Source organism: Micromonospora sp. NPDC047134 (genome assembly GCF_040643455.1).
Taxonomy (GTDB): domain Bacteria; phylum Actinomycetota; class Actinomycetes; order Mycobacteriales; family Micromonosporaceae; genus Micromonospora.
Map to the genome: position 1 here is coordinate 45,801 of NZ_JBEYUI010000016.1, position 25,654 is coordinate 71,454.

The window sequence follows — 25,654 nt, forward strand, 5'->3', positions numbered from 1 at the left end:
GGCGGATTCCCGCGCGGCGACGGGCGGGGGACAGGGATCTTCGAGCGGCCGGGGCGGACACGACGACGCCGGGTGGGGATGCCCACCCGGCGTCGTGGCGAGGATCGGTCAGTACACCGACAGGTGTACGTGGTTGGTGTGGTCGCTGGACGGATCGCCCCGCGCGCCGCTGTAGGTCTTCCAGCCGCTGCTGGGCAGCCAGATCTGCTTGTACCAGATCACGTAGAGCACGGCGAGCCGGTCGGCGTTGTTGACGAAGTAGGCCGCCAGGTTGTTGCCGTAGGTTCGGTCACCGCCGGTGGCGGCCCCACCGAAGCCGTTCTTCTGCGCCGCGAAGTCGCAGGCCCGGCCCTTGGGGTGCTCGCCGGAGCCGCCCGACCGGTAGCAGGAGACGTACCGGGTGAACCCGGCCGACTTGGCCTGCTTGAGGGCGTGCAGCGTACGCGGGGTGATGCAGCCGTTGGCCGGGGTGGGGTCGTTGACAGTGCACGACTCCGCCGGCCACGAGCCGTTCGCGTTGCGGGGCGCGGGGGCGGCCCGGGGGCTGGATCCACCGGCCCGGGTCGGTGCCCGCTCGGCCCGCTGGGCGGCCTCGGCCCGCTCGTTGGCCACGGTCAGGGCCCGCTCGGCCTGATCCTTGCGCTTGGCCATCACCGCGACCTGCTTGCGCTGCTCCTGGACCTCCCGGTCCAGCGCCTGCTTGGTCCGGCTGACCTCGTCGCGGGTGGCCCGCAGCTCACCCAGGGCGCGCTCCTCGTTGGCGGCCACCGCGTCCAGGGCCGCCGCCCGGTCCATGAAGCCGGCCGGGGAGGCGCTGTTGAGCAGGGCCGACGCCGCGCTGAGCCGACCGGAGCGGTAGGCCTGGGCCGCGATCTCGGCCACCTTGCTGCCGCGTTCGGCGAGCTGGCTCTCGGTGGCGGTGAGCTGGCCGGCCAGCTGCTTCTGCCGCTTGACCGAACGGTCCAGGGCGGCCTTGGCGTCGAGGTACCCCTTGCTGGCCGCCTCCAACTGGGCCCGCAGCGCCGGGGTGCCGCCTTCGTCGCCGACATCGCCGGGCGCCGCTGCGGCGGGGCCGGGAAGCAGCGCGGCCCCCACGGCCAGGGCGAGCGCCGCGCAGATCAGGGCCGCCGTGCGGGCGGCCGGTCTAGCGGTTGCCACTGTTGGCATGCACATGTCCTTCCGTCAGCCGCCGACCGGGTTAGCTGACGGGTTCGGGACGGAAGATCCCTACCGCGCGTGCGCGGATGCACCCCAGAAAAACATGGTTCCCCGGCTCGCCCTCGCGGGCGATTGAGCGGCGGCCACCGCCGGCACCGGTGGGTGCCGCCTGGCGGAGGCCGGAGCCGAGCCTACCGGGACTGCCGTTACCTGTGCAGCCGGTGTGACTCGTGGTATTCGTCTGCTCACCATAGAATCAGACATAAGTGTCGAATATGCCCGCTTGGTGACACCAGTCACCGGGGTGTCCGTACCCAGCGTGTCCGGGCGGGCTCAGCCGAAGTCGATGGTGGTCAGCCGTTGGGTGGCTCGGGACAGCGCGACATAGAGGGTGCGTACCCCGGAGTCCGGCACCGCCCGGATCTCGCTCGGGGCGACCAGCACCACCCCGTCGTACTCCATGCCCTTGGCCTCCAGGCTCGTCACCACCTGGAGACGATCGCCGCCCAGGCCGCCGAGCCAGCCCGCCACCTCCGCCCGCCGGGGCACCGGAGTGATCACCCCGACGGTGCCCTCGACCTCGTCCAGCAGGGTGCGCGCGGCCGACACCACCCGGCCGGCCAACTCGGCCGCCGACACCACCAGTCGAATCGGCTCCACCCCGGTGGAGCGGACCGCTGTGGGCAGCGGCAGGTCCGGGTACACCCGACGGATCTCCTCGGCCGCCACCGCGAAGATCTCCGCCGAGTTGCGGTAGTTCGTGGTCAGGGTGAACAGGTGGCGCGGACGCCGTCCCAGGGCCTTGTCCCGGGCGCGGGTTAACTCCTGGGGATCTCCCGTCCAGGCGGTCTGCGCCGGGTCGCCCACCACCGTCCAGGAGGCCAGCCGACCCCGCCGGCCGATCATCCGCCACTGCATCGGCGAGACGTCCTGCGCCTCGTCGACCACCACATGGGCGTAGTCCCGGTAGTCCTCCGGGCGCTCGCGGGCGGCCTGCCGGGCGGCCCGCTGCCGATCGGCGAAGGTGCTCAACTCCCGGACCCCGCCGGCCAACTGGAAAGGGTCCCGCTTGGCCCGGGCCGGGCGCATCGGCTTACCGAGCAGGGTGTCGAGTTCGTCCAGCAGGGCGGCGTCGGCGACCGTCGGACCCTCCGTGGCCAGCCCCTGGTACGCCTCGGCCAGCAGCCGGATCTCTGCGCCGGACAGGATGCCCCCGGCGTACCGACGCAGCCGCTCGTGGTCGGCCAGCCAGCCGAGTACGTGCCGGGGATGCAGCCGGGGCCACCAGGCCTTGAGGAACTCCCGGAAGTCGGGGCGGTCGATCAGTTCGTCCTCGAAGGCGCGCTGCTCGGGCAGCCCGCCGATGCCCAGTCGACGGGCCTGAGCCCAGAGCGCGGCCAGTACCCCGTCGAAGCCGGCCCGGCGCACCTCGTTGCGGCGGGCGCCGCGCGGCAGCGCCCGGTTCCAGATCGCGTTCAGCTCCGCCCGGTCCAGTTGCAGCAACTGTCCCCGGTACAGCAGTCGCAACTGGGTGGGTACCCCCGGAGCGGGATCCCGGACGGCCCGTTCCAGGACCCGCCGCATCCGCAACGAGCCCTTGATCGTGGCCACCCGGGGCGGGTCGGTCCGGGTGGCCGTCACCCCGGGGAAGAGGCTGCCCAGGGAGTGCAGGGTGGCCGCGTCCTCGCCCAGCGACGGCAGCACCGAGGCGATGTAGGAGACGAAGACCGAGGAGGGGCCGAGGACCAGGATGCCGCCCCCGGCGTACCGGCTGCGGTCGGCGTAGAGCAGGTACGCGGCACGGTGCAGGGCCACCGCGGTCTTGCCGGTACCCGGGCCGCCGGAGACCAGGGTGACCCCGGAGGCGGGGGAGCGGATCGCCTCGTCCTGCTCCCGTTGAATGGTCGCGACGATGTCGCGCATCCCCCGACCGGTGGTCCGGGACAGGGTGGCCAGCAGGGCCCCGTCGCCCACCACCGGCATCTCCGCCGGTGCGGCGTCCGGGTCGAGCAGGTCGTCCTCGATCCGGGTGACCCGTTCCCCGCTGGACTGGATGGTCCGGCGCCGCACCACCCCGAGGGGCTCGGCCGGGGTCGCCTGGTAGAAGGCCGCGGCGGCCGGGGCGCGCCAGTCGACCACCAGGGTGCTGGCGTCCTCGTCACGGATGCCGAGCCGCCCGACGTAGAGCACCTGGCCGTCCCGCAGGTCCAGCCGGCCGAAGACCAGCCCCTCGTACTCCGCGTCGAGCAGGTGACGTCGCTGCGCGGCGTGGAAGACCATCGCGTCGCGTTCCACCAGGGCGCCGAAGTTGCCGACCCGGGCCAGCCGGTAGCCGTCCCGCTCCGCGATGACGGCCGCGCGCCGCAGCTCGGCCAGTCGCGCGTACACCCGGTCGAGATGCCGTTGCTCGACGGCGATCTCCTGATCCAGGGTGCTCTGATCCACCGCTCGTGCTCCTCGTCCCGCCGCCCGGCCAACCGCACGAGATTACGCCCCACCCGCCACGGGCAGGGAAGGGCACCTTCTCGGGCAGGGGACCTTTGTCAACAACCCGGGACGGAACTGGCGCCCAGGACCCGACGCAGTACGCCGGACAGGGCCTCGTTGACCTCCTCGGGGCGTTCCATCATCAGCATGTGGCCGGCCCCCGGGCACACCACCAGTTCGGTCGCGGACAGGGCCTCGGCGATCGACTCCGCGCAGGGCGGTGGGGTCAGCCGGTCCTTGTCCCCGACCAGGGCGGCGGCCGGCAGGTGCGCCAACGCGGCCAGGGTCTCCAGCCGGTGCTGGTCACCGATCGAGGCCCGGAACCCGCCGATCGAGCGCAGCGAGGCACGGGCCACCGCCGAGGTGACCAGGCGGATGTCCGAGGGGTCACAGCGCTCGCCGAAGAGCATCCAGCGGATGCTGGGCTGCAAGGCCCGCAGCAGGGGGCGGGGCGGCCGCCAGGAGCCGCAGCGGGCCAGCACCCCGGCCCCGGTGGTCTCCGCCAACCGGATGATCCGGGTGATCCGGGGCGACAGGCCGTAGACGGTGTGGGTGTGCCCCTCGGCGGTGGTGGAGACGAAGACCAGACCGGCGATCTGTCCCGCGAAGTGCTCGGGATGCCGGTGGGCGTACTCCATGATCGTCATGCCGCCCATGGAGTGGCCGACGAGCATCACCGGGCCGGTGGGTGACACCGCGTCCAGCACCGCCGCCAGGTCGTCACCGAGTTGGGCCAGGGTGGCCGTGGGCAGGGCCATGCAACTGGACCTGCCGTGCCCGCGGGCGTCGTAGGTGACCACCCGCACCGAGGGGTGGTTCTCCCGCAGGGCCGCCACCTGTCGGTGCCAGCTCCGGCCGTCCAGGGTCCAACCGTGCACCAGCACCGCGGTGACCTCGGCCTCCGCCGGCCCGCTGACTTCCACGTGCAGGCGTACGTCGTCAGGAGTTCGTACCTCGACCCGCTCTGGCATCGCCACCTCCCCCAAGGCCCGCGTGGCTGCGTGACACCGGGGATACCCGGTGGTAACACCGGCTACCCGCCATGACACCACGCCAACCACGATGCTGAGAAGGTGCCGACCGGGCTGAGGCGGGACGGGCCCGACCCCGGAGACGACGAAACGCCCGCCGGCAGACCGGACGGGCGTTTCGTGGTGGTACGTGAGGGGACTCAGCCCTCGAAGACACCGGCCTCGACCAGGCGCTTCTCGGCGGCGTCCCAGCCGTCGCCCGGGTGGGTGGCGTTGAGGTTGTTGATCTCCGCCCGGATCTTGGCGGCGTGCCCGGCGGCGGCCAGCACCCGGATCTCCTCGACGAAGGCCTCGGAGTCGGTGCGCAGGTGCACGGTCTTGCCGTTGGTCAGGTTCCGCACGTAGGCGTGCTTGCCGCCGTTGAGCGGGATCAGGTACTTGAACTCGCCCAGCACGCTGAGGGCGCCACCCTGGCCAGCCTGGCCGGCCCGGACTGACGCGCGCGCGGTCTTAGAGGTGTTGCTCGCCACGGAGGTACTCCTTGCAAGACGTACGGAGGACGGAACGTCCGGGGGCTGTTGCGGGGCGGCACCCGATGGGTGACCCCACGAGAGGCTTACGCGGCACAGGCCGCCGATGGAACTGTACACGACCCGCGATCCCGGCTGGTCATCACGGCGTCACGAGATGGAACCACGGCCCCCGGTTCGACTATTCCGACCGGCGGATTTGCCGATTCCCTGGCGCACCATCCGTCACACCAGTCATCATGTGTGCAACAAGCACCCGGATGCGGGCGAGGTCGTAGGGGAAGACGCACCTCGCTCTCCGGGAGGTCACCGTGCCAACGCGTGGCGTCGTATACGTCCATTCGACCCCGCTCGCCGTGTGCTCACACGTCGAGTGGGCGATCGCGCGCGTCCTTGCCGCGCCGGTCAACCTGCAATGGACGGCCCAGCCCGTCGACCCCGGCGCCCGCCGAGCCGAATGCGGCTGGTCCGGTCGCCCCGGAACGGGCGCCGAGCTGGCTGCTGCCCTCCGGCAGTGGCCCATGATCCGTTTCGAGGTCACCGAGGAACCCAGTCCGGGTGCCGACGGTGAACGCTTCATGCACGTCCCCGGTCGCGGCCTGTTCCGGGCCACCGTGGGCGCGGCCGGTGACATTCAACTCGGCGAGGACCGACTGCGCAGCATCATGGCCTCCGCCCGGGGACCCGAGGCCCTGGCGCACGCCCTGGACCGGGCGCTCGGCACCGCCTGGGACGCCGAACTGGAGCCGTACCGCTACGCCGGAGACGGTGCCCCGGTGACCCTGCTCACCCGGGTCGGCTGAGCCCGGCCCCGACCGCCGGCGGTGCGGAAGTCCGCCGGCGGCCGGTCCTGGCCAGGCCGAGTTGCCCGCTCCCCGGTCACCTGGTGGGATGGGCCGCGTGTCGACTACCCCTCGGCGTGTCGTCGCCGTGCTCCTCGCGGTGACCATGCTGTTCGCGGCCGGCTGCTCCGACCCCGGGCAGGGCCCCGGCGTGGAGGTCCCGCCCGGCTCGACCGAACCGGCGCCCTCGTCCAGCGGGCCGGCGCCGTCGGCGAGCCTGGACCCGGCGGCCCGGGCCGCCGCCCTGGTAGCCGAACTCACCGACGAGGACCTGGTCGGTCAGGTGCTCATGCCCTATGCGTACGGCGACCGGGCCACCAAGGTGTCGGCCGGATCGGCGGCCGGCAACCGGGCCCTGGCCGGGGTGGACACCCCGGCCGAGATGATCGAGAAGTACCGGCTGGGCGGGCTGATCCTGGTCGGCTTCAGCGCGGACGATCCCACCCAGGGCAACCAGCCGACCACCAACGTCGACAACCCGAAGCAGGTCCGGGAGTTGACCACCGGGCTGCGCGAGGCCGCCGGCAAGCTGGCCGCCGCCCCGGCACCCCTGCTGATCGGCACCGACCAGGAGTACGGGGTGGTCACCCGGGTCACCGAAGGGGTGACCATGCTGCCCAGCGCCCTGGCCGCCGGGGCCGCCGGTGATCCCGACCTGACCGAGGCGGCCTGGCGGGTCGCCGGCACCGAACTGGCGGCGATGGGGATCAATGTCGACTTCGCGCCGGTCGCCGACGTGCTGGTCACCCGCAGCGCGGTGATCGGGTCCCGGTCCTTCGGCGCGGACCCGCAACGGGCGGCGGCGCAGGTCGGCGGGGCGGTACGCGGGCTACAGGCGGCCGGGGTGGCCGCCACCGTCAAGCACTTCCCCGGGCACGGGCACAGCGCGGAGGACTCCCACCGGGACCTGCCCGTGCTGAGCCAGTCCCGCAAGAAGCTGGCGGCGCAGGCGTGGCCCCCCTTCACCGCCGGCATCGAGGCCGGGGCGTTGGCCGTGATGTCCGCCCACCTGGACGTCCGCTCCGTGGACCCCGGGGTGCCGGCGACCTTCTCGCACAAGCTGCTCACCGAGGTGCTGCGCGGGGAACTCGGCTTCCAGGGAGTGGTGATCACCGACGGCATGAACATGCCCCCGGCCCGCCGCTGGGGGCCGGGGGAGGCCGCGGTACGCGCCCTGAAGGCCGGCAACGACCTGATCCTCATGCCACCGAACGTGAGCCAGGCCTACGACGGGCTGCTGGCGGCCCTGCGGGACGGCTCGCTGCCCCGGGCCCGACTGGTCGAGGCCGTCACCCGGGTGTTGACCATGAAGTTCACCCTGTCCGGGGCTCCCGCACCGGAGCTGTCCGCCCTGGCCACCCCGGAGCACCGGGCGGCGGCACGGGCCCTGGCCGCCGCCGCGGTGACCGTGCTGCGCGGCCGGTGCGACCAGGCCGTGATACCCGGACCGGTCACGGTGACCTCCTCCGACGGCCGGGCACACACCCGGGCCGCCCTGACCAAGGCGCTGACCGAGGCCGGGGTGCCGGTGGTGCCCAGCGGCGGCACGATCGTCCACCTGGTCGGGTACGGCGACCGGGCCGGGGACCTGCGGGCCGACGCGGCGGTCACGGTCGCCATGGACACCCCGTACGTGCTCGGTCAGGCGAAGTCACCGACCCTGCTGGCCACCTACTCGTCGAGCCGGGCCGCGATGGAGGCCCTGGCCGAGGTGCTTGCCGGCAAGGCCCGACCCCAGGGGCGATCCCCGGTCAAGGTCTCCGGACTACCCGCCACCACCTGCGCCGGCTGACGCCACGATCCGGCCGGGCGCTGCGGTCAGGGGGCTGCGGTCAGCGTGTCGCGGGCCAGCCGGTACGCGGGCAGCACGTCGAGGGGGTCACCGAAGCTCGTGCTGCTGGCCTCCAACAGCACCGTCGCCGCACCGGTCCGGACCGCCAGCGCCCACTCCCGGATGTCCTCGTCGAGCAACTCCCGATGGCTCAGCCAACTAGCCTCGACCACCTCCAGGCCGCCGACCTGGGTCTGGCGGTACTGCGGATCGGTCACCTTCCCGTCGGCAGCGACGAACGCCTCCAACGCCTGCCGGACCGGGAGGTCCGCGTCATCGGCCGTCCACACCCGCAGGAAGCCCGACACGACAGCGCGGCCGTCCACCTCGCAGCGCACGGTCGAGCCGCCGCGTCGGGTCAACGCCTCGGCCACGGCGGCGGCCACCTCGTCGCCGGGGTCGGCGGTCTTGATCTCTTTCGCCCGCCACCCGTCGGCCAGCTCGAAGGTCACCGGCAGCGGACAGGGCGCACCGGCGCCGACCTTTCCGCTCGCCGTGGCCGAGGCCACCTCGTCGTGCCATGGCGCACCCGTCGCGCTGCCGCCGGGCTGCTCGCCGGAGTCGGTCTGCTCACCGCCGCCGCAGCCGGCGAGCAGCCCGATGGCCAGCGCCGCCAGCACGAACCGGGATCGTCCCACGATGTCCACTCCCCGCTGTTGATCTATCGAAGCGCTTAACAAAAGCGAAAGTGTCCGTCGCCGTCAAGTTCGTCAGCGCTTGCGACCGGCGGGGCGGGCCAACACGAAACCCCTGCCGTCGCCATGACGGCGACGACAGGGGTGACGGTGAGACGGGTCAGACGCGAGTGAAGATCAGCGCCACGTTGTGACCGCCGAAGCCGAACGAGTTGTTCAGCGCCGCCTCGATCGACATCTCCCGGGCCTTGTTGGTGGCCACGTCGAGGTCCAGACCGTCGTCCGGGTCGTCCAGGTTGATCGTCGGGGGCACCAGGCCGTCCCGGATCGACAGGATCGTGGCGATCGACTCCAGCGCACCGGCGGCACCGAGCAGGTGCCCGGACATGGACTTGGTAGCGGTCAGCACCGGGTGGTCGCCCAGCGCCTGGTGCAGGGCCTTGATCTCGGCCAGGTCACCCACCGGGGTCGAGGTGGCGTGCGCGTTGACGTGCACGATGTCCGACTTGGCGACGTCCGCGTCGATGATGGCCTTCTCGATGGCCCGGATCGCTCCGGCACCCTCGGGGTGCGGCTGCACGATGTCGTACCCGTCCGAGGTGATGCCGGAACCGGCCAGCCGGGCGTACACCCGGGCGCCCCGGGCGGCGGCATGTTCGGCGCGTTCCAGCACCACGATGCCGGCGCCCTCACCCAGGACGAACCCGTCCCGACCCTTGTCCCACGGCCGGGAGGCCCGCTGCGGCTCGTCGTTGCGGGTGGACATGGCCCGCATCGAGGCGAAACCGGCGATCGGCAGGGGGTGGATCACCGCCTCGGTGCCACCGGCCACCACCACGTCGGCGCGCCCGGCCCGGATCATGTCCAGACCCAGCGCGATCGCCTCCGCGCCGGTGGCGCAGGCACTGGCCACCGAGTGCACCCCCGCCTGGGCCCCGAGTTCCAGCCCCACCCAGGCGGCCGGACCGTTGGGCATCAGCATGGGCACGGTGTGCGGGGAGACCTTGCGCGGGCCGGAGGCCTCCAGGATGTCGTCCTGGGCCAGCAGGGTGACCGCCCCACCGATGCCGGAGCCGATGCTGACCCCCACCCGTTCCGGGTCGGGCGCGGAGTCGGCCAGGCCGGCGTCGGCCCAGGCCTGATGGGCGGCGATCAGGGCGATCGCCTCGGAACGGTCCAGCCGACGCAGTTTCACCCGGTCCAGCACGGTGGCCGGATCGACCGCGAGCTGGGCGGCGATCCGGACCGGCAACTGCTCGGCCCACTCCTGGGTGAGGGCACTCACCCCGGAGTGGCCGTTGAGCATGGCGTCCCAGGTCGACGCGACGTCCCCGCCCAGCGGGGTGGTCGCGCCTAGCCCGGTGACGACGACGTCGGAACGACTCATGATCAGGACTGCGCCTCGATGTAGCTGACGGCGTCCCCGACCGTCTTGAGGTTCTGCACCTCGTTGTCCGGAATCTTGACGCCGAACTTCTCCTCGGCGGCGACCACGACCTCCACCATGGAGAGCGAGTCGACGTCCAGGTCGTCAGTGAAGGACTTCCCCTCGGCCACGTCGTCCGGGCTCACCCCGGCAACCTCTTCGAGGATCTCGGCGAGGCCGGCGGTGATCTCGTCACGGGTCATTGCGGTGGGTTCCTCTCATCGGGTTCTCCTCGGCGGCGGCGACGCCGCCGCCTAGCTCCTCGGCGACGACGCGCCGAGGTCGTATCAGGGGCAGCGGACGACCTGACCGGCGTAGGTCAGACCGCCACCGAAGCCGAACAGCAGCACCGGCGCGCCGGAGGGCACCTCACGGCGCTCGACCAGCTTGGACAGGGCCAGCGGGATGCTGGCCGCCGAGGTGTTGCCGGACTCGACGAGATCCTTGGCGATGATCGCCTGCGGGATGTTCAGCCGCTTGGCGATGCCGTCGATGATCCGGGTGTTGGCCTGGTGGGGCACGAAAGCGGCCAGCTCCGAGGGGTCGACCCCGGCCCGTTCGCAGGCCTGCCGGGCCAGCGGCGCCAACGCCGTGGTGGCCCAGCGGAAGACGGTCTGGCCCTCCTGGGCGATGTACGGGCGCCAGCCCTCGATGCGTACCGCCTCACCGCGCTCGGGCACCGAACCCCAGACCACCGGGCCCACCCCGGGCGCCTCGCCCTCAGCGGTGGCGGTGACCACTGCGGCGCCCGCGCCGTCACCGAAGATGATGCAGGTGGAGCGGTCCGTCCAGTCGATGAACTCGGAGAGCTTCTCGGCCCCGATCACGATGGCGTTGCGGCTGGCACCGGCCCGGATTGCATGATCGACCGTGCCGAGGGCGTACGAGAAACCGGAGCAGGCGGTGTTGAGGTCGAAGGCCCCCGGGGCCTGGATGCCCAGCTTGGCGGCTACCCGGCAGGCCACGTTCGGGCTGCGGTCGACCGAGGTGCAGGTGGCGACCACGACCAGATCGATGTCGGCGGCGGTCAGGCCGGAGTTCGCCAGCGCCTTGTCGGCGGCGGCGGCGGCCATGTCGGCGACCGTCTCGTCACCGGCGATGCGCCGACTGGCGATGCCGACCCGGTCGCGGATCCACTCGTCGTTGGTGTCGACCAACTGGGCGAGGTCGTCGTTGGTCACCACCTGGGACGGCTGGTAGTGACCCATTGAGATGATCCTGCTGCCGCTCATGCCGAACCCTCCGTGTGGTCGGTCTCGTCGCGAGACCCGTTCTGGCTGGCGGTCGTGCCATGCCGGGCGATCAGGTCCCTGGCGGCGGGCAGGTCGTCCGGGGTGTTCAGGGTGACGATCTCCGGGACGCCGGTGGCCTTGAGTTCCCGTTTGACCATGCCGGCGAGGGTGCCGGCGGGGGGCAATTCGATCACCGCGGTCACCCCCAGGTCGGCGAGGGTGGCCGTGCACAGGTCCCAGCGCACCGGGGCGGTGACCTGGCGGACCAGCCGTTGCAGGACCTCGCGGCCGTCGCGGACCGGACCGCCGTCGAGGTTGGACAACAGGATCCGGGCGGGGTCGTTCGGGGTGATCTCCTCCGCGACCGAGGTCAGCGCGGCCTCCGCCGGCGCCATGAACGGGGTGTGGAAGGCGCCGGCCACCTTGAGGCGGATGATCCGGGCCCGGGTCGGCGGCTCGGCGGCCAGCTTGTCCAACCCGGCGACCGAGCCGGCGGCCACGATCTGACCGGCGCCGTTGCGGTTGGCCGGGTACAGACCGTGTCCGTCGATCGCGGCGATCACCTCGTCCGGGTCGCCACCGAGCACGGCGGCCATCCCGGTCGGCTCCAGGGCGCAGGCCGCGGCCATCTCCCGGCCGCGTACCCCGGCCAGGGTGATCGCCGCCTGGGTCGGCAGGGTGCCGGCCAGCGCGGCGGCGGCGAGTTCCCCGACGCTGTGCCCGGCGGTCAGGGCCACCTCCGACAGCGGCAGGTGCTCGGCGGCCAGCAGCGCGGCGGCCACCAGCAGCGGCTGGGTGCGGGCGGTGTCGAGGATCTCGTCGGCGTCGGCCTCGGTGCCCAGCCACACCAGATCCACCCCGGCCAGTGTCGACCACTCCCGCAGCCGGGCCTCGGCGCCGGGCAGGTCGATCCAGGGGGTGAGGAAGCCGGGTTTCTGAGAACCCTGGCCGGGGCAGAGTACGGCTAGCACGTGTATGACTCTCCCGGATCGCCACTCGTAACGCTGTGTCGACTGACACCAAACCGCACTAGGACCTTTGGAGGAATCCTACAAAGGTTGGTGGTTGTCGTCGCTAGCCTGTGATCTTTTACCGGCGGCCGGGGGCATTGTCTGGGTGGGTACCACCGGGTCCAGCCGACCCACCGTCAGCGCCACCCGCAGGGCGAAGGCGTCCCGGGAGATCAGCGGGCTGAACCCGGTGACATCGGAGATCCGCCGCAGCCGGTAGCGCACCGTGTTCGGGTGCACGTACAGCGACCGGGCGGCGCTCTCCAGGGTGCCGCCCGCCGCGAAGAAGGCGTCCAGGGTCTCCAGCAGCTCACCGCCGGCCCGCACCAGGGTCGCGTACACGTCGTGACGCAGCCGCCGCCGGGCCTCCGCGTCACCGGCCAGGGCCCGCTCCGGCAGCAGGTCACCGGCGGGCACCGGGCGGGGGGCGGCCGGCCAGGCCGGGGCCGCGCGGTAACCGGCCAGAGCCGCCCGCGCCGACTCGGTGGCCTCGTCCAGGCTAGGCACCGCCGGACCCACCACCACCGGCCCCGGGCCGAAGGCGGTCAGCAGCTTGGCGGTGGCCGCCACCGGTTCGGCCGCGCCGCCGAGCACGATCACCAGCCGGTCGCCGTGCACCCCGCCGATCACCTCCACCCCGATGCGCCGCGCCTGGCGGTAGACGGTGTGCAGCACGGCGGCCACCTCGCCGCCGGGGGAGGTGCCGACCGCCACCGCCACCGGTGGCGCGTCCGTCCAGCCGAGGGCCGCGGCGCGACTGGCCAGCACGTCCGGGGAGTCACCGCGCAACAGGGCGTCCACCAGCAGGGCCTGCAACCGGGCGTCCCAGGAGCCACGGGACTCCGCCGCCCGCGCGTACACCCGGGCGGCGGCGAAGGCGATCTCCCGGGAGAAGCGCAGCACCGCCTCCCGTAGCTGCGGCTCCTCACCCGGGGCGGCGAGCTCGCTGACCTGCTCCTCGACCACGTCGATGGTGACCTTGATCAGGGCCACGGTCTGCTGGAGGGTGATCGAGCGGGCCAGCGCCTGCGGGGCGGTGGCGAACACCTCGTCGGAGACCTCCTGGGTGCCCTCCCCGGCACCGGCGCCCGAGCAGAGCCACTGCACCAGGGAGCGGACGCCGGCCTGGGCCACCAACATCACCCAGGAGCGCTGGTCGGCCGGCAACGCCCGGAACCAGGGCAGGGTCTCGTCCATTCGGGCCACGCTGGCGGTGGCCAGGGAGCCGGCCGCCCGCTCGATCCGGCGCAGTGTGGCCGACAGCTCCATCCCGCCCGATTCGCTCACCCGCCTAGCCTGACATGTCCTGAACTGGCCCTCTACGGCAGCCGCCGGCAGGCGTCCCGGCTGGTCAACCCGGTACGCGGTGCGTGGGCGGTCGGTATCGGCCAGTACGGTGTCAGGACACGTCGGGTGGGCACCGGCGTGCGGGCGAGAGGTGAGGAGAAGCCGATGGCGCAGGGGGACGCCGAACACGGCTGCGCTCAGGAGGAGCCGAGTCGACCGGGCACTCACGAACAGCCGATGACCGGCAAGCATCACCATCACCGCCGACCGACCGGTCTCACCCCGGCGGCCGAGCCGCACGCCGGCTGGACCCCGGAGCGCGGTGACGAGGAGCCGGGTGCCGTACGACCCGGCCCGGCCGAGCCGGTGGTGCCCCGGCAACGGGCCGCCGAACCGCCGGTTGAGCCGGTCGAGTCGGTCGAGTCGACCGTTGCCGGGTGCCTCAGCGAGCGGCCGGGCTGGGCCGGCGCCCACCGGCACGCCCCGGTACGCCCGGCCCGCCGCACCACCCGACGGGAACGCCCGCCCCGACGCTGGTGCTGATCACCTGGACGCTGCGGTCAGCGGGTGCGGCGGCGGACCAGCAGGGCGATGCCGGCCAGGCCGAAGGTGATCACGAGGACCACGGCGACGTTGAGCAGCAGGAGGCGGCGCAGATCGCCGAAGGCCTCGTTGAGGTCCTGCGCCGGGTTCAGGGCCTCCTCCGGGATGATCCGTTCGCCCCCGCCGATGCCCCCACTGACCGACTCGAATGTGCGCTCCAGCGGCACCCCGACGGCGCGCAGGGTCTCGGACATGCTGACCCGTCCGAGGAACCAGGCCGCGGTGGTCTTGCGGGAGTCCGGCTGCTTGGCCGGACGGAAGACCCGGGGCCCGCCGACCGCCTTCGGGTAGAGGTCGTAGGTCTGCTTGGGCACGTCACCGGCCAGCACCACGACGGTGTACTTCGGACCCAGGGTGGCCTTCTTCGGGCTGCTTGACTGGCGTACCAGCGCTCGGGGGCTCACCTGGTCGACGATGGCCTTGACCTGGTCGGGCTGTTGCTCGGCGCGCAGTCGCAACGGTTCGGCGAGACCGTCCCCGGTGATGTCCACCCCGGCCGGCGGCGACTTCGGTGCCGCCGGAGCCGGCTGTGCGACCGTGAGGGACAGCAGAAGCGCCGCCAACCCACCCACCGTCAGTACGGCCAGTCGCCTCATCCGTCGGACCATGCCGCCTCCTCGCCCCGTTCGATGGGTGGCTCCGCTGCAGGGGTCACTCGCCGGAAGCCGGCGGTGGTGACCGTGCCCGCAGGACGGGTACCCACCTAAAGACTCCGCCGAACGTCGATCGGTTGCAGCCGGTGGAACACTTATTTGGACTATCTGCGATCTCGACTCGGCATGGTAGCGGCCGTGGAGCAGTGGGCGGATTTACCGGTGCCGTGGCCGGTGATGCAGGCAGGATAACCCGTCCCGGCAACCCGGGGGGTGCCGGTGCCGGCTAGACCAGGCGCAACCGGGCGGCCCGCAACCGGGTCAGGGTGCGCTCGGCGCCCAGCACCTCAAGGGACTCGAACAGCGGCAGACCGACCGTGCGGCCGGTGACGGCCACCCGTACCGGCGCCTGGGCTTTGCCCAGCTTGAGGCCGCGTTCCGCACCGACGGCCTCCAAGGTGGCCTTGAGGGTTTCCGCGTCCCAGGAGTCGACCGCCTCGAAGGCCGCGATGCTCGCCTCCAGCAACTCCGCGGAGCCCTCCTTCATGGCCTTCGTCCAGGCCGCCTCGTCGATCATCGGGGTGGCCAGGAACAGGAAGTCGACATTCGGCACGATCTCGCTGAGCACCGCGATCCGGGTCTGGGCCAGGGGGGCCACCGCGGCGAAGACGGCCGGGTCGAACTCCTCGGGCTGCCAGGGCGGCGGCGCGATCGTGCCGGTGCCGGTCAGCCACGGCCGGCAGGCCTCGATGAACTCCTCGACCGGCAGCGCCCGGATGTACTCGCCGTTGAAGGCGCGCAGCTTCTTCTCGTCGAAGAAAGCCGGTGAGGGGTTCACCTCCGACAGGCGGAACTCCTCCTCGATCACCGACCAGGGCACGATCTCCCGGTCCCCGGAGGGTGCCCAACCCAGCAGCATCAGGTAGTTGCGCATTGCGGCGGCCAGGTAGCCCTCGTCCCGGTACGCCTCCAGGGCCACCTTGTCGCGGCGCTTGGACAGCTTCTGCCGCTTCTCGTTGACCACCACCGGGACGTGCGCCCAGACCGGCGGCTTGACCCCGAGGGCATCCCAGAGCAACTGCTGCTTGGGGGTGTTGGGCAGGTGCTCCTCGGCCCGGATCACATGGGTGATCCCCATGGTCATGTCGTCGACGACATTGGCCAGCAGGAAGACCGGCGAGCCGTCACCACGGGCGATGACGAAGTCCTCGATGAGCTTGTTCTCGAAGGTCGGCTCGCCCCGGATCAGGTCGACCACCACGGTCGTGCCCTCGTCCGGGGTGCGGAACCGCAGGGCCCGGCCCTCACCCGGCCCCAGGTCCCGGTCGCGGCAGTAGCCGTCGTAGCCGGTGTACTGGTTGCCGGTGCGGGCCTGCACCGCGTCCCGGGTGCAGTCGCAGTAGTACGCCCGGCCGGACTCGTACAGCCGGGCGGCGGCGGCGCGGTGCTCCTGAGCGTACGCGGACTGGAAGTAGGGGCCCTCGTAGCTGCCCCGGGAGATGCCGATCCAGTCCAGGGCCGACAGGATGCCCTCGGTCCACTCGGGCTTGTTGCGGGCCGCGTCGGTGTCCTCGATGCGCAGCACGAACACCCCGCCCTGCTGCTTGGCGTAGATCCAGTTCTGCAGTGCCGAGCGGGCACCGCCGACGTGGAACATACCGGTCGGGGATGGGGCGAAGCGCACACGTACCGTCACGACGACAGCCTACCGTCAGGGCACCGAGCGGATCTTCAGCACCAGCACGCTGCCGAGGACGGTCACTGCGGCCGTGATCGCGTACAGGGCCGGGTAGCCGCCCAGATAGACCACGATCGGGGCGGAGATGGCCGGTCCGAGCACCTGGGGTGCGGAGTTGGCGATGTTGACCACCCCCAGGTCCTTGGCACGGTCGGCGGCCTTCGGCAGCACCTGGGTGATCAGGGCGGCGTCGACCGACAGGTACACGCCGTAACCGGCACCGAGCAGGGGGGCGGCGGCCAGGGCCATCGGCCAGGTGGGCACGGCGGCCAGCAGCAGCGCCGCCACCGCCATCACCATCCCGGCGGCGATCACGAAGACCTTCCGTTTGCCGGAGCGGTCCGACAGCCGCCCGGCGACCACCGTGGTGGCCATCAGCCCGGCGGTGTAGAGCAGGATCAGGATCAGCAGGCCGCCGTCGGGATCGGCCAGCCGCACCTTGTCGGTGAGGAAGTACAGCAGGTAGAGGGTGCCCAGGGCGTTGCCGAGCTGCACCAGGAACCGGGTGATCCAGGCCCAACCGAAGTCGGGATGCTGGCGCGGCGAGACCCACATGCCGGCCAGCAGCCCTCGCAACGTCGGTCGACGCGTACGCGGGAGGGGATCGTCCGTGGTGCGCAGGGTGAACGGCACCGCGAGCAGCACCACGGCGGCGGCGATCGCCAGATAGCCGGCGGCGTTGCCGGTGACCACGGCGGTGACCAGCACCACCCCGAGCACCAACCCGAGGGCCTGGGGGATGCCTACCCAGCCGGAGACCCCGCCCCGCTGGGCCACCGGCACCCGATCCGGTACGGCGGCGGTCAGGCTGGCCAGCATCGCGTTGAAGCAGGTCTGCGCGGCGATCCAGCCGACGACCACGCCGAGCATGGTCTGCGCCTGGGCGAGCAGCACCAGGGACAACGCCCCGAGCAGGGCACCGCCGAGGGTCCAGACGTGTCGGCGACCGTACTCCCGGCGGCCGATCCGCAGGCAGGTCCGGTCCGACAGGGCTCCGGCCAGCGGGTTGGCCAGCACCGCGGCCAGCGCACCCAGCCCGGTGACCACCGCCAGCATGGTCTCCTTGTCGGTCGGCGTGATCTGCTCGATCTGCTGGGGCAGCAACACCTGGATGGGGGTGAAGAAGGCCATCCAGACGCCGAGGTTCGCGGCGAACAGCAGGGCGGTCCAGCCCCGCCGTACCGGCACGGTCGGCTCGGCCAGGGCGGCCGGCAGCGAGGCCGGGGTGGGGTCGATGGTGGTCACCGGGCGGGAGTCCGCTCGGCGGCCGCGATCACCTCACGCAGCCAGGCGTACGAGGACTTCGGGGTACGCCGCTGGGTGGGGTAGTCGACATGCACCAGACCGAAGCGTTTGGTGAAACCCTCGGCCCACTCCCAGTTGTCCAGCAGGGACCAGACGAAGTAGCCGGTGACCTCTACCCCGTCGTCGATCGCGGCGCGTACCGCCCGCAGGTGGGAGTCGAGGTAGGCGATCCGGTCCGGGTCGTGCACCCGCCCGTCGGCGTCGGGCAGGTCGTCGTAGGCGCAGCCGTTCTCGGTGATCTGGATCGGGGGCAGGTCGGCGCCGTAGCGACCGTGCAGCCAGCCGAGCAGTTCGCGCAGCCCTTCCGGGGCCACCGGCCAGTCGAAGGCGGTACGCGGGTAGCCCTGAAGCGGCACCAGGTCGAAGGGCAGGGGCGATCCCGGCTCGGCTGCCCGTACCGCCGTGGGGTTGTAGTAGTTGACCCCCAGCACGTCCAGGGGGGCGGCGATCACCGCCAGGTCCCCGTCGCGGACCGCGCTCTGGTCGAAGCCCAGTTCGGTCGGGTATCCGCGCCCGAGCAGGGGATCGGTGAACAGCCGGTTGTGCAGGGCCTCGTACGCGGCCACGGCGGCCAGGTCGGCCGGGGTGTCCCCGGCGGGGCGTATGGGGGAGTAGTTGTTGGCGATGGCGACCGGGGCGGCGGTCCGGGCGCGCAGGGCGGCTACCGCCAGACCGTGGCCGAGCAGTTGGTGGTGGGCCACCGGGAAGGCGTCGAAGAGCAGGGCCCGGCCGGGTGCGTGCTCGCCCGTGCCGTAGCCCAGGCTCATGTGGATGAAGGGCTCGTTCAGGGTGATCCAGAGTCTGACCCGGTCGCCCAGGCGGTCGGCCACCAGGTCGGCGTACTCGGCGAAGCGGTCAGCGGTGTCCCGGTTCAGCCACCCGCCGGTGTCCTCCAGGGCCTGCGGCAGGTCCCAGTGGAACAGGGTGGCTACCGGGTCGATGCCCCGGTCGAGCAGCCCGTCGACCAGCCGCTCGTAGAAGTCCAGTCCAGCGGGGTTGGCCGCGCCACTGCCGGTGGGCTGCACCCGGGGCCAGGCCACCGAGAACCGGTAGGCGCTCACCCCCAGGTCGGCCATCAGGGCGATGTCCTCGGGGTACCGGTGGTAGTGGTCGCAGGCGATCTCGCCGCTGCTGCCGTCGGCGATCCGTCCCGGGGTGTCCGCGAAAGTGTCCCAGATGGAGGGTCCGCGTCCGTCCGTGCCGGCGGCGCCCTCGATCTGGTACGCCGATGTGGACACCCCCCAGCGGAAGCCGGTGGGGAAGCTGGGCATAGCTGCAATCGACATGCGCCCTCCCGGAGAAACGCGAAACGTGTTCGGCACTCTAGGGCTCGACGGGGCGCGGGTCTATAGGCCGACGTGCATGGGAAAGCAATACCTTTCGGCGTGTCTTTTGCGAACACGTCCGCATACGTCCGATTTGACGCATAGAGTGCCGATATCGTGGGATGTCCTCACTGGAGGAAGACGGATAATGATCCTCGTGGAACGCAGCGCGCACGTGGCGGCGCCGGTCGAAGCGGTCTGGGATGTGGTGCAGCGGGCCGAGCAGTTGCCCGCCTGGTTGGCCGGGGTCCGGGCGGCCGAGGTCCTCTCCGGAGAGGGCTTCGGACGGCGGCAGTTGGTCCAGGCCGGCCGGGGTGCCGCGCATGAGGCCGAGGTGATCGCCTACCAGGAACCGACCCTGATCGGCTGGCGAGAACGCGCGAAGGGCGCCGGTGCCCGAGCGGAGGCGCGCACCGAGATATACGTCCAGCTCACCGCAGACGAGGAGGCGGGCGGCACCATCGTGCGGCTGATCGTCGTACGCTGGCCGGCCGGTCCGGTCAAAGCCGCCCTGCTGCGCCTCGGCCTGCGTCGGGTCGGCGCCGACCTGGAGGACTCGCTGGCCCGGCTGACCGACCTGGCCGCCGTCGGCTGACCGGCCACGTCCTGGCGTCACCCGCGACGGTGGCGGCCCCGGTGTTCCTGCCAGGTGCACCCGGGCCGCCACCGCTTTGCGGCCGGTACTCACACGACCACGGTGAAGGCGGCTACCCGTACCTCGTCGAGATGTCGGAACTCGAAGAACAGCCGGTAGGTGCCCGCCGAGGGCACGGTGATCCCGAAGGCCACCACCGAGCTGGGTTGGCTGGCCGCCGCCGGGTGCACATGCAGGTACGCCAGGTCCCCCTGGCGCAGCGCCACCAGATGCCCGTACGCCCCCAGGTGCAGTTGCAGGTCGTTGACCGGCTGCCCGTCGCGGCCCAGCCAGACCAGCACCTGGTTGGACTCGCCGGCCCGCAGGCCCCCGTCCAGGGTGATGGTGTAGCCGTCCACCAGCACGGTCTCCTCGGGCAGGGGAAGCTCCTCGGCGGCGTACCGACCGGGAACCGGCAGGTCGATGCCGAGGGTGGTGCCCGCCGCCGCCCCGACCGGCCAGAAGTCGGCGATCGCCCGTAACGGGCCGGGGGTGGCCGGGGTGACCGTGACCCGCCAGGTGCCGTCCGGCGACATCTCCGGATGCACGTGCTGATATCCGCCGAGGTCCCGGCCCACCAGGATCAGATGCAGCGGCCGGTCGTGGACCACCTGGAAGTCGGTGAGCGCGCCACCCTGCGAATCGGTGATCCGGAAGACCAGCTCACCCGGCTTGCCGGCGCGCAGCTTCGCCTGGTCCACGGTCAGGGTCCAGCCGTCCCGGGAGACCTCCAGCCCGCCGGGCCCATGATCAGCGTGGGCCAGGGCCCCGGCCGCCGCCGGCCGGGCCGGCCCGGTAGTACCGCCGGCCCGGCCCGCGAAGAAGCCGACCGCCAGGGTCAGGCCCAGCACCAGGACGGCGGCGGCGTACCGGCCGACCCGGCCCCCCGGTGCCTCCCCGGGACCGGGGCGCCCCGGCTGGGGCGCCCCGTCCACGATCTCGGCCAGGGTCGCCGACCGCTGATCGGTCGTGGTCACGACAACCGGGGCTGCAACACGAACAGCCCCTGCTCGATGCCGCTGACCACCACGATGCCGCTGGGGAAGTAGGGGTACACGCTCCACGCCCCGTTCATCGACGCGCTGTTGCTCGACGGGTAGATGTCGAAGTAACCCGCCTCGGTGGCCCGGCCGCTGGACACGTTAGCCAGGTCCAGGATGCGCAATCCGGCCCGGTAGTTGGCCTGGTAGCTGTACCTGCCCTTGACGTACTGGTTGTGGTCGGTGGCGGAGACCCCGCTGGGCGCGCTGTAGGTGCCGATGTGCCGGGGGGCGTCCAGGTCGGCCAGGTCCCAGATGTAGGTCTGGGTGGTCACCCCGCGCCGGGACTCGTCCAACTCGTCGTCGAGCAGGAAGTACCGCTGGTCCTCGGTGAACCAACCCTGATGGGTGTACGCCCGACCGGTGTAGCCGATGCGGGCCAGCTGCCGGGGAGCGGACTTGCTGGTCACGTCGACGACGGTCACCGTGTCCTCGTTGGAGCTGACACAGATCTCCCGACCGGTGTACGCGGTGTCCGTCCCCCGGTAGACGACACACTGGGTGTCGTGGGTGTAGCCGTCGTTGCTGACACAACCCGCCGAGACCGGGGACTTCGGGGTCCGGATGTCGACCATGTGCAGGCCGCCGCTGCAGGTGTTGGTGCCCACCGCGTACGCGTATCCGGTCTGCTCGTTGATCGCGATGTTGTGGGAGTTGCCGAAGCGGCTGTAGTGGACGTCCGCCGTCCAGGTCTGCGGGCTCGTCACCCCCCGGAGCCGGGTCAGGTCGAAGACCTGCATGCCGTGCCCGGAGACGTCCGCCACCACGTACGCGTGGTCGCGGTAGACCTTGATGTCCCGCCACACCGCGGTGCGATTCTGGTACGCGGGCAGGTTGCCCAGGTAGACCGGGGCGCTCGGGTTGGACACGTCCACGAAGGAGGTGCCGTTGCGCCGGCCGACCAGCGCGTACTCCTTGCGGGTCTGGGGGTCGGTCCAGCCCCAGATGTCGTTCGCCTGGCTGCCGCCGATGTTGGCCAGCGGCATGAACGACAACAGGTCCACGTTGCGGCAGGGGTAGCCCGCCGCCTGACCGTTGGTGCAGGCGGTCGCCGCGGCGGCGACCATCTGCTGGGTGGGTTCACGCTGGGCCATGAACTCCTGAGCCGAGGCCCGCCCCGCGGGGGTAGCGGGATCATGGGCTACCGAGGGTGAGCCCGGCCCCACCATCGACACCACCAGGGCGCCGACGGCCAGAGCCAGGCCGATCCGGACACTTCGCATGTGCACTCCCTCCCGTCGCGCCGAGGCGTCGGTGGCGTCCGGGCCGACGGTGAGACGGCGCGACGGAATGTCCACCGGACCGACCCCTGCCCAAGGAGAGCAACGCCTATCGATGAGTCTGAATCACCCGTGTTACAGACAACACCCACCTTCAATACCACCTACGTCATACCACCCCCTCTGGCTGCACCCCCCAACCCACCCCTCTGAACCCCGTTGATCATGAGCTTGGCGGCACCGTGGAGATCAACAACTGCCGCCAACCTCATGATCAACGGGGGTTCAGCGGGGTGGGTTGGGGGGAAAAGGGGCGGGCCCGGCGCGGAGCGCCGGGCCCGGGGTGGGTTGGGGTGGGTCAGGTGTCGCCGCCGGTTTCGCCTACGGGGGCGGCGTTGACGTCCTCGATGGCGTACTTCTTGGCGGCCTCGGCGGGGACGTGGGCGGGTACCGCTCCGCGTAGGGCGAGCTGGCGCAGGGTCGCGACCGTGACCGACTCGGCGTCGACGTGGAAGTGTCGGCGCAGGGCGTGGCGGGTGTCGGACAGGCCGAAGCCGTCCGTGCCCAGGGAGGTCCAGTCACCCGGTACCCAGCGGGAGATCAGGTCCGGCACCGCGCGCATCCAGTCGCTGACCGCGACCTTCGGGCCCTCGGTGTCGGCCAGCTTCTGCTGGATGTACGGCACCCGCTGCTCCGCGCCCGGGTGTACGAGGTTGTACTCCTCGCACTGGATGGCGTCGCGGCGCAGCTCGGTCCAGGAGGTCACCGACCAGACGTCCGCGGCCACCCCCCAGTCCTGGGCCAGCAGTTGCTGCGCCTTGAGCGCCCACTGCATGCCGGTACCGGAGGCCAGCAGGTTCGCCCGAGGGGCGTCCCCCTCCAGCGACGGGGCGGCCGAGTAGCGGTAGATGCCCTTGAGGATGCCCTCGACGTCCACCCCCTCCGGCTCGGCCGGCTGCTGGATCGGCTCGTTGTAGACGGTGAGGTAGTAGAAGATGTTCTCCTGCTGCTCGCCGTACATGCGGTGCAGGCCGTTCTCCATGATGTGCGCGATCTCGAACGCGAAGGCCGGATCGTACGCCACGACCGCCGGGTTGGTGGCCGCGAGCAGGTGGGAGTGGCCGTCCTCGTGTTGCAGGCCTTCACCGTTGAGGGTGGTGCGGCCGGCGGTGGCCCCGAGCACGAAACCGCGCACCATCTGGTCGGCGGCGGCCCAGAAGCCGTCACCGGTGCGCTGGAACCCGAACATCGAGTAGAAGATGTACATCGGGATCATCGGCTCGTCGTGGGTGGCGTACGAGGAGCCGGCGGCGGTGAAGGAGGCGACCGAACCGGCCTCGTTGATCCCCTCGTGCAGGATCTGCCCGACGGTGGACTCCTTGTACGACAGGAACAGCTCCCGGTCGACCGCGGTGTACCGCTGACCGTGCGGCGAGTAGATCTTCGCGGTCGGGAAGATCGAGTCCAGACCGAAGGTACGCGCCTCGTCCGGGATGATCGGCACCCAGCGCTTGCCGAACTGCTTGTCCTTCATCAGGTCCTTGAGCAGGCGGACGAAGGCCATCGTGGTGGCGACCTTCTGCTTGCCGGAACCGCGCTTGATGTCGGCGAACCGCTCGCTGCCCGGGATCGGCAGGGACTTGGCCCTGGTACGCCGCGAGGGCAGGTAGCCGCCGAGCTGCTGGCGCCGCTCGTGCAGGTACTGCATCTCGGCGGACTTCTCCTCCGGACGGTAGTACGGCGGCAGGTAGGGGTTGTCCTCCAGCGCCGAGTCCGGGATGTCCAGGTAGAGCCGGTCGCGGAAGGTCTTCAGGTCCTCCAGCGTCAGCTTCTTCATCTGGTGGGTCGCGTTGCGGCCCTCGAAGTGCGAGCCGAGGGTCCAGCCCTTGATCGTCTTGGCCAGGATCACCGTCGGCTGACCGGTGTGCTCCGTGGCCGCCTTGTAGGCCGCGTAGAGCTTGCGGTAGTCGTGCCCGCCCCGCTTGAGGTTCCAGATCTCGTCGTCGCTGAGACCCTCGACCATCTTGCGGGTCCGCGGGTCACGGCCGAAGAAGTGCTCCCGCACGTACGCCCCGGACTCCGCCTTGTAGGTCTGGTAGTCGCCGTCGGGAGTGGTGTTCATGAGGTTGACCAGCGCACCGTCGGTGTCGGCGGCGAGCAGTGGGTCCCACTCCCGGCCCCAGACCACCTTGATCACGTTCCAGCCGGCACCCCGGAAGAAGGCCTCCAGCTCCTGCATCACCTTGCCGTTGCCCCGCACCGGCCCGTCGAGCCGCTGAAGGTTGCAGTTGATCACGAAGGTGAGGTTGTCCAGCTCCTCGCGGGCGGCCACCCCGATCGCGCCGAGGGTCTCCGGCTCATCCATCTCACCGTCGCCGAGGAACGCCCAGACGTGCTGGTCGGAGGTGTCCTTGATGCCCCGGTGCTGCAGGTACCGGTTGAACCGGGCCTGGTAGATGGCGTTCAGCCCACCCAGCCCCATGGACACCGTGGGGAACTCCCAGAAGTCCGGCATCAGCCGCGGGTGCGGGTACGACGGCAGGCCGCCGCCGGGGTGCGACAGCTCCTGCCGGAAGCCGTCTAGCTGGTTCTCGCTGAGCCGGCCCTCCAGGAACGCCCGGGCGTACATGCCGGGGGAGGCGTGACCCTGGTAGAAGATGTGGTCGCCGCCGCCCGGGTGGTTCTTGCCCCGGAAGAAGTGGTTGAAGCCCACCTCGTACAGCGAGGCGGAGCTGGCGAAGGTGGAGATGTGGCCGCCGACACCGATCTCCGGCCGCTGGGCGCGGTGCACCAGCATCGCCGCGTTCCACCGCACGTAGGCCCGGATGCGCCGCTCGACGTGCTCGTCGCCGGGGAACCACGGTTCCCGCTCCGGCGGGATGGTGTTGATGTAGTCGGTGGTGGTCAGCGACGGCACCCCGACCTGGCGCTCACGAGCGCGCTCCAGCAGACGCAGCATCACGTAGCGGGCCCGCTTGGCGCCGCGCTCGTCGATGACACCGTCAAGCGACTCGACCCACTCGCTGGTCTCTTCGGGGTCGATGTCCGGAAGCTGGCTAGGCAGGCCGGCCGTGATCACCGGGCGCTTGCGTTCCGTAGCCACAGGCGTTCCCTCGGTTGTGTGTGGGATAGGTCTCTAGCGCCATCCTGCCCCGTCACGGCACGTGTCGTCACGTCCACCCGTGTCAAGGGCGACGCGCGACACAGGTACTCATTAGTAACATTGTCGTTTCCGGACTTACCGCCTCCGAGCTGTGGCCCGAGCGGCTGACCAGCCGATCCGACCTGTTGGCGAAGATCATCGTCGGTGGGAGCGCCGGTCGGCCGATTGCGGCAGAATGCGAAGCATGCGTAGTGAGGTGATCACCGTCCGGACCGGCTCCCGGCCCACCGTGCAGGACATCACCGTCGAGGCGGAACAGTTCGTCGCCGGACAGGGTGACGGGCTGCTGCACGTGTTCGTGCCGCACGCCACCGCCGGGCTGGCCATCATCGAGACCGGCGCCGGCTCGGACGACGACCTGCTCACCGCGCTGGACGCGGTGCTGCCCACGGACAACCGCTGGCGGCACCGGCACGGCTCCCCGGGCCACGGGCGCGATCACGTACTGCCCGCCTTCATCGCCCCGTACGCGACCCTGCCGGTGCTCGACGGTCGGCTGGCCCTGGGCACCTGGCAGTCGATCTGCCTGGTGGACACCAACGGCGACAACACCACCCGCCAGGTCCGGTTCTCCTTCCTACCGGGCTGAGGCATCCGTCGATCGGGTCGACCGGTGAACCCGAG

Annotated in this window: 22 protein-coding genes and 1 riboswitch; of the genes, 5 read left to right on the forward strand and 17 right to left on the reverse strand. The window is 71.4% G+C overall.

Features of this window, described 5'->3' with window-relative positions:
- Nucleotides 1-108: 108 nt before the first annotated feature.
- The 4 genes from ABZ795_RS19585 to ABZ795_RS19600 form a co-directional block, all read right to left on the reverse strand.
- Complete coding sequence (locus tag ABZ795_RS19585; protein WP_357531373.1) at nucleotides 109-1,167, reverse strand: hypothetical protein; 1,059 nt, start codon at nucleotides 1,165-1,167, stop codon at nucleotides 109-111.
- A gap of 4 nt (nucleotides 1,168-1,171) precedes the next feature.
- Nucleotides 1,172-1,307: riboswitch (cyclic di-AMP (ydaO/yuaA leader) on the reverse strand.
- A gap of 184 nt (nucleotides 1,308-1,491) precedes the next feature.
- Nucleotides 1,492-3,603 (reverse strand): AAA family ATPase, encoded by a 2,112-nt coding sequence (locus tag ABZ795_RS19590; RefSeq protein ID WP_357531374.1) that lies wholly within the window; start codon nucleotides 3,601-3,603, stop codon nucleotides 1,492-1,494.
- A 98-nt stretch (nucleotides 3,604-3,701) separates the two neighbouring features.
- Complete coding sequence (locus ABZ795_RS19595; protein ID WP_357531375.1) at nucleotides 3,702-4,616, reverse strand: alpha/beta hydrolase; 915 nt, start codon at nucleotides 4,614-4,616, stop codon at nucleotides 3,702-3,704.
- Nucleotides 4,617-4,816: 200 nt separating this feature from the next.
- Nucleotides 4,817-5,146 (reverse strand): hypothetical protein, encoded by a 330-nt coding sequence (locus tag ABZ795_RS19600; protein WP_327024630.1) that lies wholly within the window; start codon nucleotides 5,144-5,146, stop codon nucleotides 4,817-4,819.
- 311 nt (nucleotides 5,147-5,457) lie between these two features.
- Between ABZ795_RS19600 and ABZ795_RS19605 the strand changes: the two genes are divergently transcribed.
- Nucleotides 5,458-5,949, forward strand: coding sequence for a DUF3145 domain-containing protein (locus tag ABZ795_RS19605; RefSeq protein ID WP_327024631.1), 492 nt, complete (start codon nucleotides 5,458-5,460; stop codon nucleotides 5,947-5,949).
- 88 nt (nucleotides 5,950-6,037) lie between these two features.
- On the forward strand, nucleotides 6,038-7,780 hold the full coding sequence (locus tag ABZ795_RS19610) for a glycoside hydrolase family 3 N-terminal domain-containing protein (RefSeq protein WP_357531376.1): 1,743 nt from the start codon (nucleotides 6,038-6,040) through the stop codon (nucleotides 7,778-7,780).
- A gap of 26 nt (nucleotides 7,781-7,806) precedes the next feature.
- Here ABZ795_RS19610 and ABZ795_RS19615 read toward each other — a convergent pair whose 3' ends face one another.
- From ABZ795_RS19615 to ABZ795_RS19640, 6 genes are all read right to left on the reverse strand, one after another.
- Nucleotides 7,807-8,457 carry a lipoprotein gene (locus ABZ795_RS19615; protein ID WP_357531377.1) on the reverse strand — a complete coding sequence of 217 codons (651 nt, stop codon included), beginning with the start codon at nucleotides 8,455-8,457 and terminating at the stop codon, nucleotides 7,807-7,809.
- Nucleotides 8,458-8,614: 157 nt separating this feature from the next.
- Nucleotides 8,615-9,841 (reverse strand): beta-ketoacyl-ACP synthase II, encoded by a 1,227-nt coding sequence (gene fabF, locus ABZ795_RS19620; protein WP_327024634.1) that lies wholly within the window; start codon nucleotides 9,839-9,841, stop codon nucleotides 8,615-8,617.
- Between the two features lie 2 nt (nucleotides 9,842-9,843).
- Nucleotides 9,844-10,083 carry an acyl carrier protein gene (locus tag ABZ795_RS19625; RefSeq protein ID WP_013735281.1) on the reverse strand — a complete coding sequence of 80 codons (240 nt, stop codon included), beginning with the start codon at nucleotides 10,081-10,083 and terminating at the stop codon, nucleotides 9,844-9,846.
- Between the two features lie 84 nt (nucleotides 10,084-10,167).
- On the reverse strand, nucleotides 10,168-11,112 hold the full coding sequence (locus ABZ795_RS19630; protein WP_357531378.1) for a beta-ketoacyl-ACP synthase III: 945 nt from the start codon (nucleotides 11,110-11,112) through the stop codon (nucleotides 10,168-10,170).
- Nucleotides 11,109-12,083: an ACP S-malonyltransferase gene (locus ABZ795_RS19635; RefSeq protein WP_357531379.1), complete on the reverse strand. Its 975-nt coding sequence runs from the start codon at nucleotides 12,081-12,083 to the stop codon at nucleotides 11,109-11,111. The genes ABZ795_RS19630 and ABZ795_RS19635 overlap by 4 nt, the downstream gene beginning before the upstream one ends.
- 78 nt (nucleotides 12,084-12,161) lie before the next feature.
- Nucleotides 12,162-13,391 (reverse strand): helix-turn-helix domain-containing protein, encoded by a 1,230-nt coding sequence (locus ABZ795_RS19640; protein ID WP_357531443.1) that lies wholly within the window; start codon nucleotides 13,389-13,391, stop codon nucleotides 12,162-12,164.
- 183 nt (nucleotides 13,392-13,574) lie between these two features.
- On the opposite strand from ABZ795_RS19640, the gene ABZ795_RS19645 reads away from it, so the two are divergent.
- Entirely contained in the window at nucleotides 13,575-13,952 is a 378-nt protein-coding gene (locus ABZ795_RS19645; RefSeq protein ID WP_357531380.1) for a hypothetical protein, read from the forward strand.
- A 17-nt stretch (nucleotides 13,953-13,969) separates the two neighbouring features.
- Here the strand turns inward: ABZ795_RS19645 and ABZ795_RS19650 are convergent, their stop codons facing one another.
- From ABZ795_RS19650 to ABZ795_RS19665, 4 genes are all read right to left on the reverse strand, one after another.
- Nucleotides 13,970-14,620 carry a hypothetical protein gene (locus tag ABZ795_RS19650; RefSeq protein WP_357531381.1) on the reverse strand — a complete coding sequence of 217 codons (651 nt, stop codon included), beginning with the start codon at nucleotides 14,618-14,620 and terminating at the stop codon, nucleotides 13,970-13,972.
- Nucleotides 14,621-14,891: 271 nt separating this feature from the next.
- Nucleotides 14,892-16,301 carry a glutamate--tRNA ligase gene (gene gltX / locus ABZ795_RS19655; protein WP_327024639.1) on the reverse strand — a complete coding sequence of 470 codons (1,410 nt, stop codon included), beginning with the start codon at nucleotides 16,299-16,301 and terminating at the stop codon, nucleotides 14,892-14,894.
- A 15-nt stretch (nucleotides 16,302-16,316) separates the two neighbouring features.
- Nucleotides 16,317-17,588, reverse strand: coding sequence for an MFS transporter (locus tag ABZ795_RS19660; RefSeq protein ID WP_357531382.1), 1,272 nt, complete (start codon nucleotides 17,586-17,588; stop codon nucleotides 16,317-16,319).
- Nucleotides 17,585-18,934: a GH1 family beta-glucosidase gene (locus ABZ795_RS19665; protein ID WP_357531383.1), complete on the reverse strand. Its 1,350-nt coding sequence runs from the start codon at nucleotides 18,932-18,934 to the stop codon at nucleotides 17,585-17,587. Before ABZ795_RS19665 ends, ABZ795_RS19660 begins: the two co-directional genes overlap by 4 nt.
- 187 nt (nucleotides 18,935-19,121) lie before the next feature.
- On the opposite strand from ABZ795_RS19665, the gene ABZ795_RS19670 reads away from it, so the two are divergent.
- A complete protein-coding gene (locus ABZ795_RS19670; RefSeq protein ID WP_327024643.1) occupies nucleotides 19,122-19,568 on the forward strand; it encodes an SRPBCC family protein in 447 nt (148 codons plus the stop codon).
- An 89-nt stretch (nucleotides 19,569-19,657) separates the two neighbouring features.
- Here ABZ795_RS19670 and ABZ795_RS19675 read toward each other — a convergent pair whose 3' ends face one another.
- The 3 genes from ABZ795_RS19675 to aceE all read right to left on the reverse strand — a co-directional run bounded on the left by ABZ795_RS19675 (nucleotide 19,658) and on the right by aceE (nucleotide 24,970).
- Entirely contained in the window at nucleotides 19,658-20,584 is a 927-nt protein-coding gene (locus ABZ795_RS19675) for a hypothetical protein (protein ID WP_357531384.1), read from the reverse strand.
- A complete protein-coding gene (locus ABZ795_RS19680) occupies nucleotides 20,581-21,870 on the reverse strand; it encodes a choice-of-anchor B family protein (protein ID WP_357531385.1) in 1,290 nt (429 codons plus the stop codon). The genes ABZ795_RS19675 and ABZ795_RS19680 overlap by 4 nt, the downstream gene beginning before the upstream one ends.
- Before the next feature lie 355 nt (nucleotides 21,871-22,225).
- Nucleotides 22,226-24,970, reverse strand: coding sequence for a pyruvate dehydrogenase (acetyl-transferring), homodimeric type (gene aceE / locus ABZ795_RS19685; protein WP_357531386.1), 2,745 nt, complete (start codon nucleotides 24,968-24,970; stop codon nucleotides 22,226-22,228).
- A 244-nt stretch (nucleotides 24,971-25,214) separates the two neighbouring features.
- Between aceE and ABZ795_RS19690 the strand changes: the two genes are divergently transcribed.
- Nucleotides 25,215-25,619: a secondary thiamine-phosphate synthase enzyme YjbQ gene (locus tag ABZ795_RS19690; protein WP_327024647.1), complete on the forward strand. Its 405-nt coding sequence runs from the start codon at nucleotides 25,215-25,217 to the stop codon at nucleotides 25,617-25,619.
- The last annotated feature ends 35 nt before the right edge of the window (nucleotides 25,620-25,654 follow it).

Coding starts and splice junctions, on each gene's coding strand:
- ABZ795_RS19610 (WP_357531376.1), top strand. CDS start 6,038: ATGGGCCGCGTGTCGACTACCCCTCGGCGTGTCGTCGCCGTGCTCCTC.
- ABZ795_RS19640 (WP_357531443.1), bottom strand. CDS start 13,391: ATGGAGCTGTCGGCCACACTGCGCCGGATCGAGCGGGCGGCCGGCTCC.
- ABZ795_RS19650 (WP_357531381.1), bottom strand. CDS start 14,620: ATGGTCCGACGGATGAGGCGACTGGCCGTACTGACGGTGGGTGGGTTG.
- ABZ795_RS19690 (WP_327024647.1), top strand. CDS start 25,215: ATGCGTAGTGAGGTGATCACCGTCCGGACCGGCTCCCGGCCCACCGTG.
- ABZ795_RS19595 (WP_357531375.1), bottom strand. CDS start 4,616: ATGCCAGAGCGGGTCGAGGTACGAACTCCTGACGACGTACGCCTGCAC.
- ABZ795_RS19665 (WP_357531383.1), bottom strand. CDS start 18,934: ATGTCGATTGCAGCTATGCCCAGCTTCCCCACCGGCTTCCGCTGGGGG.
- ABZ795_RS19680 (WP_357531385.1), bottom strand. CDS start 21,870: ATGCGAAGTGTCCGGATCGGCCTGGCTCTGGCCGTCGGCGCCCTGGTG.
- ABZ795_RS19630 (WP_357531378.1), bottom strand. CDS start 11,112: ATGAGCGGCAGCAGGATCATCTCAATGGGTCACTACCAGCCGTCCCAG.
- fabF (WP_327024634.1), bottom strand. CDS start 9,841: ATGAGTCGTTCCGACGTCGTCGTCACCGGGCTAGGCGCGACCACCCCG.
- ABZ795_RS19585 (WP_357531373.1), bottom strand. CDS start 1,167: ATGCCAACAGTGGCAACCGCTAGACCGGCCGCCCGCACGGCGGCCCTG.
- ABZ795_RS19645 (WP_357531380.1), top strand. CDS start 13,575: ATGGCGCAGGGGGACGCCGAACACGGCTGCGCTCAGGAGGAGCCGAGT.
- ABZ795_RS19670 (WP_327024643.1), top strand. CDS start 19,122: ATGATCCTCGTGGAACGCAGCGCGCACGTGGCGGCGCCGGTCGAAGCG.
- ABZ795_RS19625 (WP_013735281.1), bottom strand. CDS start 10,083: ATGACCCGTGACGAGATCACCGCCGGCCTCGCCGAGATCCTCGAAGAG.